Here is a 14030-nt window from a genome sequence, read left to right as displayed (position 1 = left end):
TTTCCTGCAAGCCGGCACTGCGGGAGGTTTTGATCATTTTGCAAAGACCTCCAGCAATCGGGGCGCAATTCTGTCCAGTGGGCGAATTTCAACAGCGGCATCAATTGCCGCCGCCGCTTTGGGCATGCCATACACCGCCGAGCTCTGCTGATCTTGGGCGATGGTCAAATATCCTTGTTCACGCAGCAATTTGAGCCCCTGGGCACCGTCGCGCCCCATGCCGGTCAGCAATACGCCGACAGCATCGCCGTTCCAATGGCTGGCGACGCTTTCAAAAAATACATCAATGGAAGGCCGGTAAATCTCGTTCACCGGCTCTGCGGTATAGGCTAGCGTGCCGTTTTTCAACAAGCGAATGTGGTGGTTGGTGCCGGCCAGCAGGACCACGCCACTTTGTGGCGGTTCGCCCTCCCGCGCCAGGCGCACCGGCAGGCCTGACGCGCTGCTCAGCCATTCAGCCATGCCGGCGGCGAACACCTGGTCCACATGTTGCACCAGCACGATGGCCGCGCAAAAGTCCCGGGGCAACCCCTTGAGCAGGGTTTCCAGGGCAGCCGGCCCGCCGGCCGACGAACCAATCGCCACCAGGCTTTGGCGCTTGCCGGTGCTGCGCTGCGGCGCGGTTTCGGTGCGTACCCGGCTGCCACGCTGGCCGACCAGCCAGCCAATATTGAGGATCTTGCGCAGCAACGGCGCCGCCGCATCCTTGGCATTGCCCACGCCCAGCGCCGGCGTATCCACCACGTCCAGGGCGCCATGGCCCATGGCTTCGAACACCCGGCTGACATTGGCCTGGCGGTCCACGGTGACGATCACAATCGGGCACGGGGTCTGCGCCATGATCTGCCGGGTGGCTTCCACGCCATCCATCACCGGCATGATCAGGTCCATCAGGATCAAGTCCGGGGTCAGCTCGGCGCAACGCTGCACCGCTTCCTGGCCATTGCCGGCCACCCACACCACTTGGTGCGCGGGCTCGAAACTCAAGGCACGGCGCAACGCCTCCACCGCCATGGGCATGTCATTGACGATCGCAATCCTCATGCCCGGGCGCCTCCGATCAGTTCCACCACGGCGTCCAGCAAGGCGTCGTCATGGAAACTGGCTTTAGCTAAATAATAGTCGGCCCCAGCGTCCAGTCCACGACGTCGGTCTTCTTCGCGATCCTTGTACGACACCACCATCACCGGCAACGATTGCAGGCGACTATCACGACGCAAGAGTGTGACCAATTCAATACCGTCCATACGAGGCATATCAATGTCAGTGATGAGCAGGTCGAAGTCTTCGGAGCGCAAGGCGTTCCAGCCATCCATGCCATCGACAGCGACGGCCACTTCGTAACCACGGTTAAGTAACAATTTGCGCTGCAACTCACGCACGGTGAGCGAATCATCCACCACCAACACGCGTTTGCGCGGCGCTTCGGCGGCCTGCTGGCTGCGCCGGGCGATGCGCTCAAGGCGGCCGGTATTGAGTAGTTTGTCCACCGAGCGCAGCATGTCTTCGACATCGACGATCAATACCACCGAGCCGTCGTCGAGCAACGCACCGGCGGAAATATCCTGGACCTTGCCCAGGCGATCATCCAGCGGCAACACCACCAAGGTGCGCTCGCCGATAAACCGCTCCACCGCAATGCCATAGATCGCATCGCGCTCGCGGATCACCACAACTTTCAGGGTTTCTTCGTTGCTCTGCCCGGCCGGGCGCTGCAACAACTGGCTGGCGGCGACCAGGCCGACGTGGCGGCCTTCGTGCCAGAAATGCTGGCGCCCCTCCAACTGCACAATGTCATCGGGCGCCAGGTCGCACATGCGTTCGATGTGCGCCAACGGGAACGCGTAGGCTTCTTCGCCGACTTCCACCACCAGGCTGCGCACCACCGAGAGGGTCAACGGCACCTCGAGGTGGAAGCGGCTGCCCTGCCCCGCCGTCTGCTCCAGCACCACCGCGCCGCGCAGTTGGCGGACCATATGTTGCACCGCGTCCAGGCCAACACCACGGCCGGACACTTCGGTGACCTTGTCGCGCAGGCTGAAACCCGGCAGGAACAGGAACGTCAGCAGCTCCTCTTCGCTCAGGCGCAGGGCGGTTTCCAGCGGTGACAAATGCCGGTCGACGATGGTGCCGCGCAGGCGCTCCAGGTCGACGCCATTGCCGTCATCGCTCAATTCCAGCACCAGCAAACCCGCCTGGTGCGAGGCGCGCAGGCGGATCAAGCCTTCGGCCGACTTGCCCGCCAGCAGGCGCTGCTCAGGCATTTCGATGCCGTGGTCGACGGCATTACGCAGCAAGTGGGTGAGCGGCGCTTCGAGTTTTTCCAGCACATCACGGTCGACCTGGGTCTTTTCGCCCTCGATCTCCAGGCGCACCTGCTTGCCCAGGCTGCGGCCCAGATCGCGGACCATACGCACCTGCCCGGCCAACACATCGGCAAACGGGCGCATGCGGCAGGCCAGCGCGGTGTCGTACAGCACTTGGGCGCGCTGCCCGGCCTGCCAGCCGAACTCGTCCAGCTCGGCGGTTTTTTCCGCCAGCAACGCCTGGGCTTCGCTGAGCAGGCGACGGGTGTCAGCCAGGGCTTCCTGGGCTTCGAGGTTCAACTCCACAGCCTTGAGGTGGCCATCGAGGGTGTCCAAGGCGCGGGCGCTGTTGTTTTGAATACGCTTGAGGCGCTGCATGCTCGCCAGGTACGGCTTGAGCCGCTGGGTTTCGACCAGGGATTTACTCGACAGGTCGAGCAGGCTGTTCAAGCGCTCGGCGGTGACGCGCAGCACGCGCTCGCCGCCTTCGGTCATGTGTTTGTTCTGGCGCGGCGGCTCGCTGGTGACCGGCGGCTCGGGCTCGGGCGGCAGCGCTTCGACCATAGGCGCCGCAGCCGGCGGGGGCAGCGCAGGTGAAGCGACGGTGGCGGACGGATCGAGCAGGCGCTCCATCAGCGCTACATACGCCTCGATATTCGCCGGGCCCACATCATTGCCCGGCGTGGCGATGCGCATCAGCAGGTCGGTGCCTTGCAGCAAGGCGTCGATATGTTCGGGTTGCAGGTACAGGCGGCCTTCCTGGGCAGTGACCAGGCAGTCCTCCATGACGTGGGCCACGCTGACCCCGGCATCCACCCCGACGATCCGCGCCGCGCCCTTGAGCGAGTGCGCGGCGCGCATGCACGCCTCCAACTGGTCGGCCTGGGTCGGGTTGCGTTCCAAGGCCAGCAAGCCGGCGCTCAATACCTGGGTCTGCGCATCGGCTTCCAGGCTGAACAGTTCCAGCAGCGAGGCATCGCGCATCTGGTCGGGGGTCATGTGAGGCTCCGGGTCACGGCGGACAACAATTGCGCCTCGTCCAGCCAGCGCAGGCTGCGGCCCTTCCACTGCAAAACGCCCTGGGTAAAGCGCGCACTGGCCTGGGTGCCGGAGGCCGATGCCGCCTTCAAGGTGCGCTCATCAATGGCATGGATGCCGTCGACTTCATCGACCGGCACCACCACCGGGCCGTCCTGCGCGGCGATGATCAACATGCGCGGCATGACCCGCCCACCACTGGCCCCGCCGGTGGTGGCGTCCAGCCCCAGCAACTCGACCAGCGACAGGCACGCCACCAGCGCGCCCCGCACATTGGCCACGCCGAGCAGCGCCCGCGAGCGTTGGTGCGGCAGCGAGTGAATCGGTTGCAATGGCGCCACTTCCACTAGGCAGCGGGTGGCAATGCCCAGCCATTCCTCGCCCAGACGAAACATCAACAGGGAGCGCGTGACCACATCGCCGTGGTCCTCGGTTGCCGCCTGTGGCCGCCGGTCGTCCTGCTGCAAGGCATAGCGGTCGAGCAAACGCGTGGCGGCGGCGGAATACACCGAGCAGTTACGGCAATGGATATGCTCCGCCAGTAACGGGCAGGACTTGTCGCCATGGATGCCGATGCGGTTCCAGCAGTCGTCGATGGCTTGGGTGTCGGTCAGGGTCAGGTCCAGGCCCGCAGTATCGAGCGCGTCGTTGCTACTCATCGTTTGGACTCACTGTCAGCTCGCTCGCTACGCGCGGCCCGCGCTTGCAAGCGGCGCGCCCCCGCACTGTCGCCCTGGGATTGGAGCAACGCGGCCAAATGCATCAAGGCCTGCGGGTGCTGCGGTTCCAGGTACAAGGCTTTTCGATAATAACCCTGGGCTTCCAGGGCGCTGCCGGCCACATCGCTGAGCAGCCCCAGCCAGTAAAACACCTGGGCGGCCGGCGGGTGGTTACTCAAATACTGCTCACACGCGGCACGGGCTTCAGCACTTTTGCCTTCGTTGGCAAGCGTGGCGATGCGGCTGAGCAGGTCGCCTGCATCGGTCTGCGCCACCTTGATCGGCGTCACGTGGCTGCTGAGCGTGCTGAACGGGCGTGGCTTGAGAGGCATCGGCGCCGCACTGCGCGGCACGGGCATCGGTACAGGCATCAGTACAGGCACCGGCTCGGGCTTGACCGGTTCTACATACCGGCTGAAGGCAAAGGACTGCGGCACACCAATCGAACGCATGCCATGGCGCCCCAGCAGGCTGCCCTCGGCCGGGCCGATAAACAGCACGCCATCCTCGTGGGTCAGGCCCTTGAGCACGTCGAACACTTGCTTCTGGGTCGGCTGGTCAAAGTAGATCAGCAGGTTGCGGCAGAACACAAAGTCGTAGCTTGGCTCATTCGCCAACAGGCCTGGGTCGAGCAGGTTGCCGACTTGCAGGCGCACTTGCTCGCGCACGCGGTCGGCGATGCGATAACCCTCCACCTCTTCGGTGAAGTGGCGCTCGCGAAACTCGATATCACTGCCGCGAAACGAATTCTTGCCATACACCCCGCGCCGCGCGCGTTCCACCGACAGCGGGCTGACATCCAGGCCCAGCACCTTGAATTGGTGCGGCGCCAACCCGGCATCAAGCAAGGCCATGGCAATCGAGTAGGGCTCTTCGCCGGTGGAACACGGCAGGCTGAGGATACGCAGCGCGCGCATCTGCTTGATCTCGGCCAGGCGCGCCTTAGCCAGGCGCGCCAGGGTCGCAAAGGATTCGGGGTAACGAAAAAACCAAGTTTCGGGGACGATGACCGCTTCGATCAGCGCCTGCTGCTCATCCTGGGAGCTTTGCAAGTGCTGCCAGTAAGCCTCTGGCGTCTGCGCCTGCGTGGCCTGGCTGCGTTGGCGTACCGCGCGCTCGATGATCGCCTCGCCCACCGAGGCGACGTCCAGACCAATGCGTTCCTTTAAGAAGGCAAAGAAGCGCGGATCATTACTCATAGGTTCAGCTCGGCGGAAAACAGCAAGGCGCGCACGGGCTCGGTGAGCAACTCGTTGACGCCAATCCACTGCATCAAGCCCAAGGCATCTTCACGCACCAGCCCCAAGTACGGCGCCTCGCGATTGTCCAGCCCATACGGCTGGAACTCCTCAAGGCTGCAACGCAGGGTGTCGGTGGCTTGTTCCAGGATCAGCCCCAGCCAGCGTGCTTCAACCCAGGGTTGCGGCTGGTAATTGACCAACACCAGCCTCGTGCTGGTGCGGGCCTGGGCCGGCGTGCCAAAGGTCAGCGCGCTCAGGTCGATCACCGGCACCAGCGCGCCACGGTGGGCAAAGATCCCCGCCACCCAGACCGGTGCATGGGCGATGGGCTTGAGCGGCAGGCGCGGCAGCACCTCAGCCACTTCCGTGGCCCTGAGGGCATACCGTTCGCCGCCGATGTGAAACACCAGGAACAACGCCTTTTTCGCTGCCGGGACGGCGCCGCGTTTAGCGGCAAGCTCGCTCATCAGACTTTGAAACGCGAGACGCCGCTGCGCAGGCCGACCGCAACCTGGCTCAGCTCATCAATGGCAAAGCTGGCCTGGCGCAGGGATTCCACGGTCTGGCTGCTGGCATCACCCAGTTGCACCAGCGCGTGGTTGATCTGCTCGGCGCCAGTGGCCTGAGCCTGCATGCCTTCGTTGACCATCAACACACGCGGCGCCAACGCCTGCACTTGGTGGATGATCTGCGACAGTTGCTCGCCCACTTGCTGCACTTCAAACATGCCGCGGCGCACTTCTTCGGAGAACTTGTCCATGCCCATCACGCCCGCCGACACCGCCGACTGAATCTCACGCACCATCTGCTCGATGTCGTAGGTGGCCACGGCGGTCTGGTCCGCCAAACGCCGCACTTCTGTGGCGACCACGGCAAAACCGCGCCCGTATTCACCGGCCTTTTCAGCTTCGATGGCGGCGTTGAGCGACAACAGGTTGGTCTGGTCGGCGACCTTGACGATGGTCACCACCACTTGGTTGATGTTGCCAGCTTTCTCATTGAGGATCGCAAGCTTAGCGTTGACCAAGTCGGCGGCGCCCATCACCGAGTGCATGGTTTCTTCCATGCGCGCCAAGCCTTGCTGGCCAGAACCGGCGGCGACCGATGCCTGGTCAGCGGCGGTGGACACTTCGGTCATGGTGCGGACCAAATCCTTGGAAGTGGCGGCGATCTCCCGCGAAGTGGCGCCGATCTCAGTGGTAGTCGCGGCAGTTTCCGTGGCCGTGGCCTGTTGCTGCTTGGAGGTGGCGGCAATCTCGGTGACCGAGGTGGTGACCTGTACCGACGAACGTTGGGCCTGGGATACCAGGGCCGTCAGCTCGGTCATCATGTCGTTGAAGCCGGTTTCGACGGCGCCGAACTCATCCTTGCGTTCCAGGTTCAGGCGCTTGCTCAAGTCACCCGTTCGCATGATGTCGAGGATCTCGACGATGCGATTCATCGGCGCCATGATCGCGCGCATCAGCAGCAGGCCGCAGAGGCCCGCGGCAAGAATGGCCAGCAGCAGCGAAACGCCCATGCTGATTTTGGCAGCCGAGACGGCTTCGTCGATAGCGGCGGTGGCGTTATCGGCAACCTGCTTGTTCTCATTGATGATGTCATTGAGCTTCGCGCGGCCTGCGGTCCAGGCGGGCGTCAGTTGCTCGTCGAAGAGCTTTTGCGCCTCGACGGGGTTGTTGGCCTGATGGGCGTCCAGGACTTGGGCGAGAATCTTGTTGTAGTTCTGATGGAGTTTTTCGAAGGCATCGAATTCGCTGCGATTCTGGCCAATATTGATGGTGCTGGCGTAACTGGCCATGTGCTGTTCAAGACGCGCCTCGAAGGACTTGTAGTCCTGCTTGTCGGCCTCTGAGATGCCCTGGCTTTGGTGCGCGCCGACCAATTCCTGGGTTTGCAAATAGCTGTCGACCCAGGCGCTGCGAATCATCGAACTGAAAAACACCCCGGGCACGGCGTCGTCGCGAACGGAGGTTTCGCTGACTTCGATTTTCAGCAGGCGCGAATACGAGACCACGACCATCAGCAGCATGATCGCGATAATTACCGCAAAGCTCGCCAAAATCCTTTGGCGCAAGGTCCAGTTCTTCACAGTAATTCCTCGAAGGGCCATTCAAATGGAGGGGAGTATAGCTGAGCAGATGGCCTCACTTATCAATGGCTTTTGATGCAGTGCACACAGAATGCAAAAACACCTGTGGGAGGGCTGGCTGGGGATCGTTTCCACGCTCTGTGTGGGCATGCAGCCCGTCACATTGGCAGGATTCAAGCGGTGTTGCAGAGGGCGGGACGCGGAGCGCCCCGCAAGGCATTCCCACGCGCGAGCGTGGGAATGATCAGGTCAGAGGGTGGCTTGGCGTACTTGTTTTTCCAGTTCGAGCTTCAAGCCAGGCTCCAGTTTGAGCTGGCGGGCCAATTCGTCCAGATAGGCCTTTTCCATGAAGTTCTCTTCATCCACCAGCATCACGCTGGCGATGTACATTTCGGCGGCCATTTCCGGAGTGCCGGCTGCGCGGGCCACGTCGGCAGGGTCGAGGGGTTTGTTCAGTTCGGCGTGCAGCCAGCCTTGCAGCTCGCGGTCGTTGTCGAGCTTGGTGAACTCGCCTTCGATCAGCGCGCGTTCGCGTTCGTCCACATGCCCATCGGCTTTGGCGGCCGCGACCAGCGCTTTAAGAATGCCCTGGCTGTGCTGCTCGACCTGGGCCGGCGGCAAGCGGTCGATGGTCTGCGGCTCGCCCTGGGGTGCATTGGCCTGTTGCGCCTGCCAATTGCCATAAGCCTTGTAGGCAATCACGCCCAAGGCCGCCAAGCCACCATAGGTCAGGGCTTTACCGCCAAATTTGCGCGCCTTCTTGTTGCCCAGCAGCAAGCCCATGGCACCTGCCGCTAGGGCTCCACCGCCCGCACCGCCAAGCAAACTGCCGAGCCCGCCACCGCCGAGCAGCCCGCCGAGGGCGCCTTTATCATTCGGTTTGCGCGGGTCGCCGGCCTTCTTCTGCAACATGTCCTGGCCAGACTTGAGTAACTGATCGAGCAATCCACGGGTATTCATATATAGCCTCCAGACACTTGGGTTCGTAGGACCAATAGGCCCCCAGCGTAAAACTAAGTGCCAAAAAACCCAGATCTAGAGTGCTTCGAGTTGTAACGTCACCTGCTAATACCGGAAACGTCTTGTTTCATATGCGACGCTATCATCCCGCTATCAATCAATTTTCCTTCCTCATCGAACCGCTTAAGCTAACCGGCGTCTGTTTATAGTCCGTTGCGTTTGGCCGAAGGCATGTCCGAACCGTTATTTCTGATCCAGCACGTGCCAGGAACGGCGCGGGATTTGCTCACGACAGGTTGTCTCTATGCACCGCAGGAATTTGCTCAAAGCGTCCATGGCCATTGCGGCTTACACCGGTTTGTCGGCCAGCGGCCTACTCGCCGCGCAGGCCTGGGCTGGGAACCGTGCCGCCGATGGCAAGGCCGTGGCGTTTGATTTTGAAACGCTTAAAGCCCAGGCCAAGCAGCTCGCCGGCACCGCCTATAAAGACACCAAACAGGTGCTGCCGCCGACCCTGGCGACCATGACGCCGCAGAATTTCAATGCCATCGGCTACGACGGCAACCACTCGCTGTGGAAGGAATTGAACGGCCAGCTCGACGTGCAATTCTTCCACGTCGGCATGGGTTTCAAGACGCCGGTGCGCATGCACAGCGTCGACCCCAAGACCCGCGAAGCACGCGAGGTGCATTTCCGCCCCTCGCTGTTCAACTATGAAAAGACCACAGTCGACACCAAGCAGCTGACCGGCGACCTGGGTTTCTCCGGCTTCAAGCTGTTCAAGGCGCCGGAACTGGATCGCCATGACGTGCTGTCATTCCTCGGCGCGAGCTACTTTCGCGCGGTGGATTCCACCGGCCAGTACGGCCTGTCCGCACGCGGCCTGGCGATTGATACCTACGCAAAAAAACGCGAAGAATTCCCCGACTTCACGCAGTTCTGGTTCGAAACCCCGACCAAGGACGCCACGCGTTTTGTGGTCTACGCCCTGCTCGACTCGCCGAGCGCCACCGGCGCCTACCGCTTCGACATCGACTGCCAGGCCAATCAGGTGGTGATGGCCATCGACGCGAATATCAACGCACGCACCACCATCGAGCAACTCGGCATCGCGCCGATGACCAGTATGTTCAGCTGCGGCACCCATGAGCGCCGTATGTGCGACACCATCCACCCGCAAATCCATGACTCGGACCGCCTGGCGATGTGGCGCGGCAACGGCGAGTGGATCTGCCGCCCGCTGAACAACCCGGCCAAGCTGCAATTCAACGCATTCGCCGACACCGACCCGAAAGGCTTCGGCCTGGTGCAGACCGACCATGAGTTTGCTAGCTACCAGGACACCGTGGACTGGTACAGCAAGCGCCCAAGCCTATGGGTCGAACCCACCACGGCATGGGGCGAAGGCTCGATCGACCTGCTGGAAATCCCCACGACCGGCGAAACCCTGGACAACATCGTGGCCTTCTGGACCCCGAAAAAGCCCGTGGCCGCCGGCGATTCGCTCAACTACGGCTACAAGCTGTACTGGAGCGCGCTACCACCGGTGAGCACACCGCTGGCGCAAGTCGACGCCACCCGCTCCGGCATGGGCGGCTTTACCGAAGGTTGGGCACCGGGCGAGCACTACCCCGAAGTATGGGCACGCCGCTTTGCGGTGGACTTCAAAGGGGGCGGCCTCGATCGCCTGCCCGCGGGCACCGGCATTGAGCCGGTGGTGACCTGTTCCCACGGTGAAGTGAAGGATTTCAGCGTGCTGGTGCTCGACAACATCAAGGGCTATCGCATTCTGTTCGATTGGTACCCGACCAGCGACAGCGTGGAGCCGGTGGAACTGCGCCTGTTTATCCGTACCCAGGACCGCACCTTGAGTGAAACCTGGCTGTATCAGTACTTCCCGCCGGCGCCGGACAAGCGCAAGTACACCTGATACCCATTGTGGGAGCGGGCTTGCCCGCGATAGCGTGGGGTCAGTCGCGCCTGTGTTGACTGACACACTGCAATCGCGGGCAAGCCCGCCCCCACACGTTAAAAACGCGACACGCTTTTCATCGCCCCAATCAAGTACCGCATCGCCACCTGATCGTTCTCGGTCAGCGCGCGGTACTGCTCCAGTAATTGCACCTCATCCGAGCTCAACCTTCGACCACGCAAAGACATTTTGCCGGTCAGAAAACTCACCACCGCACCCGCAACATCATAGGACTTGGCCATGGACTGTTTCTCCTGATATCAAACTAAGACGCTTGGCGCCCATCACCTGCCTTCCCTGAGACGCGATGCCTTCACGAACAAGCTGACTGACTCCCTGGGCCAGAAATCAGACTTACCCTAAGCGTAGAAACAATCGGCTCCCGTGTGGGATTTTTTTAGAGTATTAACTTAAATAAATCGCCAAAGTAACAAAGACCTACAGCACTTTCCCACGCAGCGGCCGGCGCAGGTGAGGCCGCAAAAAACAACAGCAAGAAAAAACCCACCGGGTCAGGGTGGGTTTTGGTGGATCAGGTGTGGGATCAATCCCTCAGATCAGACTCATGGATCGGCTGATCGCGATGGGTCGCCCGTTGGTACTGCGCCGGCCAGATCGCCTTGCGCCCACCCAAGTCATCATCGGCATGCAGCGGCCAGTACGGGTCACGCAACAGCTCACGGGCCAGGAAGATGATGTCGGCCTGGCACGTGCGCAGGATGTGCTCGGCTTGGGCCGGCTCGGTAATCATGCCGACGGTGCCGGTGGCGATGCCCGACTCTTTGCGTACACGCTCGGCAAAGCGCGTCTGGTAACCGGGGCCGGTGGGGATCTCGGCGTTGGCGGCGGTGCCGCCGGAGGACACGTCGACCAGGTCCACGCCCAAGTCTTTGAGGCGGCGTGCCAGCTCCACGGTTTCATCCGGGTTCCAGCCGTCTTCCACCCAGTCGGTGGCCGATACCCGCACAAACAGCGGCAGCTCCTGAGGCCAGACTTCACGCACAGCCTTAGTGACTTCGAGCACCAGGCGGATACGGTTTTCAAACGAGCCACCGTAGTGGTCCTGACGCTGGTTGCTGATGGGCGAGAGGAATTGATGCAGCAGGTAACCGTGAGCAGCGTGGATTTCCACCACTTCAAAACCGGCAGTCAGCGCGCGTTTGGCGGCGGCCACAAAGTCGGCGATCACGTGTTGGATCTGCGCTTCGTCCAGTTGCTGGGGTTGCGTGTGATTGGGGTCGAAGGCAATCGGCGATGGGCCTACCGGCACCCAGCCGCCCTCTTGCGGCTTGACGCTGCCGTGCTTGCCGATCCACGGCCGATGCGTGCTGGCCTTACGCCCGGCATGTGCCAGTTGAATGCCCGCCACCGCGCCTTGGGCGGCAATAAACCGCGTGATGCGTTGCAGCGGTTCGATCTGTTCATCCTTCCACAGGCCCAGGTCCTGGGCGGTGATGCGGCCATCGGCGGTCACGGCGGTGGCTTCGGTGAAAATCAGCCCGGCGCCGCCGACGGCGCGGCTGCCAAGGTGCACCAGGTGCCAGTCATTGGCCAAGCCGTCCTCGGAGGAGTACTGGCACATTGGCGAGACGGCGATCCGGTTGAGCAGGGTCAATTGACGGAGGGTGTAGGGTTCGAGCAGCTGACTCATGGCGCACCTCTTCTGGGTTCTGTGGGCACTATTCAAACAGTGCTTAGAGCCTAGTCGACAACGGTGGCTTGCATAGGGTTCAGAAGGAAAACGGGAGCCGATTGCCGGCTCCCGTGTCGCAGCAGCTTACATTTCGACCTGGGTGCCCAGCTCGATCACGCGGTTTACCGGAAGCTTGAAGAAGCGCAGGTTGCCGTTGGCGTTCTTCAACATGAACGCAAACAAGCTTTCACGCCAACGGGCCATGCCCTTGATGCGCGAGGCGATCACCGTTTCGCGGCTGAGGAAGTAAGTGGTGCGCATCGGGCTGAAATCCAGGTCGTCCAGATGGCACAACTTCAGTGCCTCGGGCACGTCCGGCTCATCGGTAAACCCGAAGTGCAGGATCACCCGGAAGAAGCCTTCCCCGTAGGCGTCCACCTCAAAGCGTCGTGAGGCAGGCACGCGCGGAATGTCTTCGTAGACCACCGTCAGCATCACCACCTGCTCATGCAACACCTGGTTATGCAGCAGGTTGTGCAACAGCGCGTGAGGCACGGCGTCGGGCCGCGCGGTGAGGAACACGGCGGTGCCCTGCACGCGATGCGGCGGCTGCACGCGGATGCTGCTGATAAAGATCGGCAAGGGCAGCCCGCCCTCGTCGAGGCGGTCCATCAACAGTTCTTTGCCGCGCTTCCAGGTGGTCATCAGTATAAACAGCACAATCCCCGCCAACACCGGGAAGGCACCGCCCTGTACGATCTTCGGCACGTTGGCGGCGAAGAACAGGCCGTCCACCAGCAGGAAACCGATCAACACCGGAATCGCCAACACCGGTGGCCATTTCCACAGCAGTAACATCACCGCCGACACCAGGATGCTGGTGATCAGCATGGTGCCGGTCACTGCCACGCCGTACGCCGAGGCCAAGGCGTTCGAAGATTCGAAGCCCAGCACCAGCAGGATCACGCCGACCATCAGCGCCCAGTTCACCGCACCAATGTAGATCTGGCCTTGCTCGGCGCTGGAGGTGTGCTGGATATGCATGCGCGGGATGTAACCCAACTGGATCGCCTGGCGGGTCAGGGAGAACGCACCAGAAATCACCGCCTGGGAGGCAATCACCGTGGCCAGCGTCGACAGTGCCACCAGCGGGATCAACGCCCACTCCGGCGCCAGCAAGTAGAACGGGTTACGCGCCGCTTCCGGGTTTTCCAGCAGCAAGGCGCCCTGGCCGAAGTAGTTGAGCACCAGCGCCGGCAGCACCAGGGCGAACCATGCGCGAGCAATCGGCTTGCGGCCGAAGTGGCCCATGTCGGCATACAGCGCTTCGGCACCGGTCAACGCCAGCACCACCGCGCCGAGAATCGCCACGCCCATGCCGGGGTGGACGATAAAGAAACGCACGCCCCACACGGGGTTCAGCGCGTTGAGCACCTCGGGGTGTCGCAGGATGCCGTGCACGCCGAGGCCGCCCAGCACCAGGAACCACACCACCATCACCGGCCCGAACAGCTTGCCGATGCGATCGGTGCCGTGTTTCTGGATCAGAAACAGGCCCACCAGCACCACCAGCGACAGCGGCACCACCCAGCGCTCCAGGCCATCAAAGGCCAGTTCCAGGCCCTCGACCGCCGACAACACCGAGATCGCCGGGGTGATCATGCTGTCGCCGTAGAACAGCGCGGCACCGATCAGGCCGAGGATCACCAGCACCGAACGTAATTTGGGGTACGGCGCCGCCGCCCGCCGTGCCAGTGCCGTCAGGGCCATGATGCCGCCCTCGCCCTGGTTGTCCGCGCGCAGGATAAACAGCACGTACTTGATCGACACGACCCACACCAGCGACCAGAAAATCAGCGCCAGAATGCCGAAGACCCCGTCATGGTTGACCTGAACCCCGTAACCACCAGAAAACACTTCTTTAAGGGTATAGAGCGGGCTGGTACCGATATCGCCGTACACCACCCCGACTGCTGCCACTAGCATGCCAATCGGCTTTGCATTGGAATGCTCGGCACCTGCCGCCTGACTATTTGCCTGACCCATCAACCACTCCTGCCCTTTGACCCAAG

The 14030-nt window shown here is 62.2% G+C and carries 11 protein-coding genes; 1 reads left to right on the top strand and 10 read right to left on the bottom strand.

Annotated features, from left to right (window positions below):
• Nucleotides 1–33: 33 nt before the first annotated feature.
• The 7 genes from ACI77I_RS07220 to ACI77I_RS07190 all read right to left on the bottom strand — a co-directional run bounded on the left by ACI77I_RS07220 (nucleotide 34) and on the right by ACI77I_RS07190 (nucleotide 8353).
• Nucleotides 34–1044: a chemotaxis response regulator protein-glutamate methylesterase gene (locus ACI77I_RS07220; RefSeq protein ID WP_094949979.1), complete on the bottom strand. Its 1011-nt coding sequence runs from the start codon at nucleotides 1042–1044 to the stop codon at nucleotides 34–36.
• Nucleotides 1041–3305: a hybrid sensor histidine kinase/response regulator gene (locus ACI77I_RS07215; RefSeq protein WP_406991012.1), complete on the bottom strand. Its 2265-nt coding sequence runs from the start codon at nucleotides 3303–3305 to the stop codon at nucleotides 1041–1043. The genes ACI77I_RS07220 and ACI77I_RS07215 overlap by 4 nt, the downstream gene beginning before the upstream one ends.
• Nucleotides 3302–4003: a chemotaxis protein CheW gene (locus ACI77I_RS07210; protein ID WP_094949977.1), complete on the bottom strand. Its 702-nt coding sequence runs from the start codon at nucleotides 4001–4003 to the stop codon at nucleotides 3302–3304. Before ACI77I_RS07210 ends, ACI77I_RS07215 begins: the two co-directional genes overlap by 4 nt.
• Nucleotides 4000–5262, bottom strand: a complete 1263-nt coding sequence (locus ACI77I_RS07205) for a CheR family methyltransferase (protein WP_406997222.1) — start codon at nucleotides 5260–5262, stop codon at nucleotides 4000–4002. Before ACI77I_RS07205 ends, ACI77I_RS07210 begins: the two co-directional genes overlap by 4 nt.
• The gene (locus tag ACI77I_RS07200) at nucleotides 5259–5771 is read right to left on the bottom strand and encodes a chemotaxis protein CheW (RefSeq protein ID WP_406997221.1); all 513 of its coding nucleotides are present in this window, start codon (nucleotides 5769–5771) and stop codon (nucleotides 5259–5261) included. Before ACI77I_RS07200 ends, ACI77I_RS07205 begins: the two co-directional genes overlap by 4 nt.
• Nucleotides 5771–7393, bottom strand: a complete 1623-nt coding sequence (locus tag ACI77I_RS07195; RefSeq protein WP_094949974.1) for a methyl-accepting chemotaxis protein — start codon at nucleotides 7391–7393, stop codon at nucleotides 5771–5773. The genes ACI77I_RS07200 and ACI77I_RS07195 overlap by 1 nt, the downstream gene beginning before the upstream one ends.
• A 249-nt stretch (nucleotides 7394–7642) precedes the next feature.
• Nucleotides 7643–8353, bottom strand: a complete 711-nt coding sequence (locus ACI77I_RS07190; protein WP_094949973.1) for a tellurite resistance TerB family protein — start codon at nucleotides 8351–8353, stop codon at nucleotides 7643–7645.
• A 304-nt stretch (nucleotides 8354–8657) separates the two neighbouring features.
• Here ACI77I_RS07190 and ACI77I_RS07185 point away from each other — a divergent pair, with 304 nt between their 5' ends.
• Nucleotides 8658–10283, top strand: coding sequence for a glucan biosynthesis protein D (locus ACI77I_RS07185; RefSeq protein WP_094949972.1), 1626 nt, complete (start codon nucleotides 8658–8660; stop codon nucleotides 10281–10283).
• A gap of 98 nt (nucleotides 10284–10381) precedes the next feature.
• On the opposite strand, the gene ACI77I_RS07180 is transcribed toward ACI77I_RS07185, so the two are convergent.
• The 3 genes from ACI77I_RS07180 to ACI77I_RS07170 form a co-directional block, all read right to left on the bottom strand.
• Nucleotides 10382–10567, bottom strand: coding sequence for a hypothetical protein (locus tag ACI77I_RS07180; protein ID WP_094949971.1), 186 nt, complete (start codon nucleotides 10565–10567; stop codon nucleotides 10382–10384).
• 302 nt (nucleotides 10568–10869) lie between these two features.
• Nucleotides 10870–11976 (bottom strand): NADH:flavin oxidoreductase/NADH oxidase, encoded by a 1107-nt coding sequence (locus ACI77I_RS07175; protein ID WP_094949970.1) that lies wholly within the window; start codon nucleotides 11974–11976, stop codon nucleotides 10870–10872.
• Between the two features lie 126 nt (nucleotides 11977–12102).
• Nucleotides 12103–14004 (bottom strand): potassium transporter Kup, encoded by a 1902-nt coding sequence (locus ACI77I_RS07170; RefSeq protein WP_094949969.1) that lies wholly within the window; start codon nucleotides 14002–14004, stop codon nucleotides 12103–12105.
• Nucleotides 14005–14030: the final 26 nt, after the last annotated feature.

Origin of the sequence: Pseudomonas sp. D47, assembly GCF_045447305.1 — a bacterium.
Lineage (GTDB): Bacteria > Pseudomonadota > Gammaproteobacteria > Pseudomonadales > Pseudomonadaceae > Aquipseudomonas.
Note: the sequence above shows the minus strand (reverse complement) of the source record. Positions and strands in the feature narration are given on the sequence as shown.

Bases quoted from the DNA above. Each gene is read 5' to 3' on its own strand.
- ACI77I_RS07215 (WP_406991012.1), bottom strand. From the start codon at position 3,305: ATGACCCCCGACCAGATGCGCGATGCCTCGCTGCTGGAACTGTTCAGC.
- ACI77I_RS07175 (WP_094949970.1), bottom strand. From the start codon at position 11,976: ATGAGTCAGCTGCTCGAACCCTACACCCTCCGTCAATTGACCCTGCTC.
- ACI77I_RS07185 (WP_094949972.1), top strand. From the start codon at position 8,658: ATGCACCGCAGGAATTTGCTCAAAGCGTCCATGGCCATTGCGGCTTAC.
- ACI77I_RS07180 (WP_094949971.1), bottom strand. From the start codon at position 10,567: ATGGCCAAGTCCTATGATGTTGCGGGTGCGGTGGTGAGTTTTCTGACC.
- ACI77I_RS07220 (WP_094949979.1), bottom strand. From the start codon at position 1,044: ATGAGGATTGCGATCGTCAATGACATGCCCATGGCGGTGGAGGCGTTG.
- ACI77I_RS07200 (WP_406997221.1), bottom strand. From the start codon at position 5,771: ATGAGCGAGCTTGCCGCTAAACGCGGCGCCGTCCCGGCAGCGAAAAAG.
- ACI77I_RS07190 (WP_094949973.1), bottom strand. From the start codon at position 8,353: ATGAATACCCGTGGATTGCTCGATCAGTTACTCAAGTCTGGCCAGGAC.
- ACI77I_RS07210 (WP_094949977.1), bottom strand. From the start codon at position 4,003: ATGAGTAGCAACGACGCGCTCGATACTGCGGGCCTGGACCTGACCCTG.
- ACI77I_RS07170 (WP_094949969.1), bottom strand. From the start codon at position 14,004: ATGGGTCAGGCAAATAGTCAGGCGGCAGGTGCCGAGCATTCCAATGCA.
- ACI77I_RS07205 (WP_406997222.1), bottom strand. From the start codon at position 5,262: ATGAGTAATGATCCGCGCTTCTTTGCCTTCTTAAAGGAACGCATTGGT.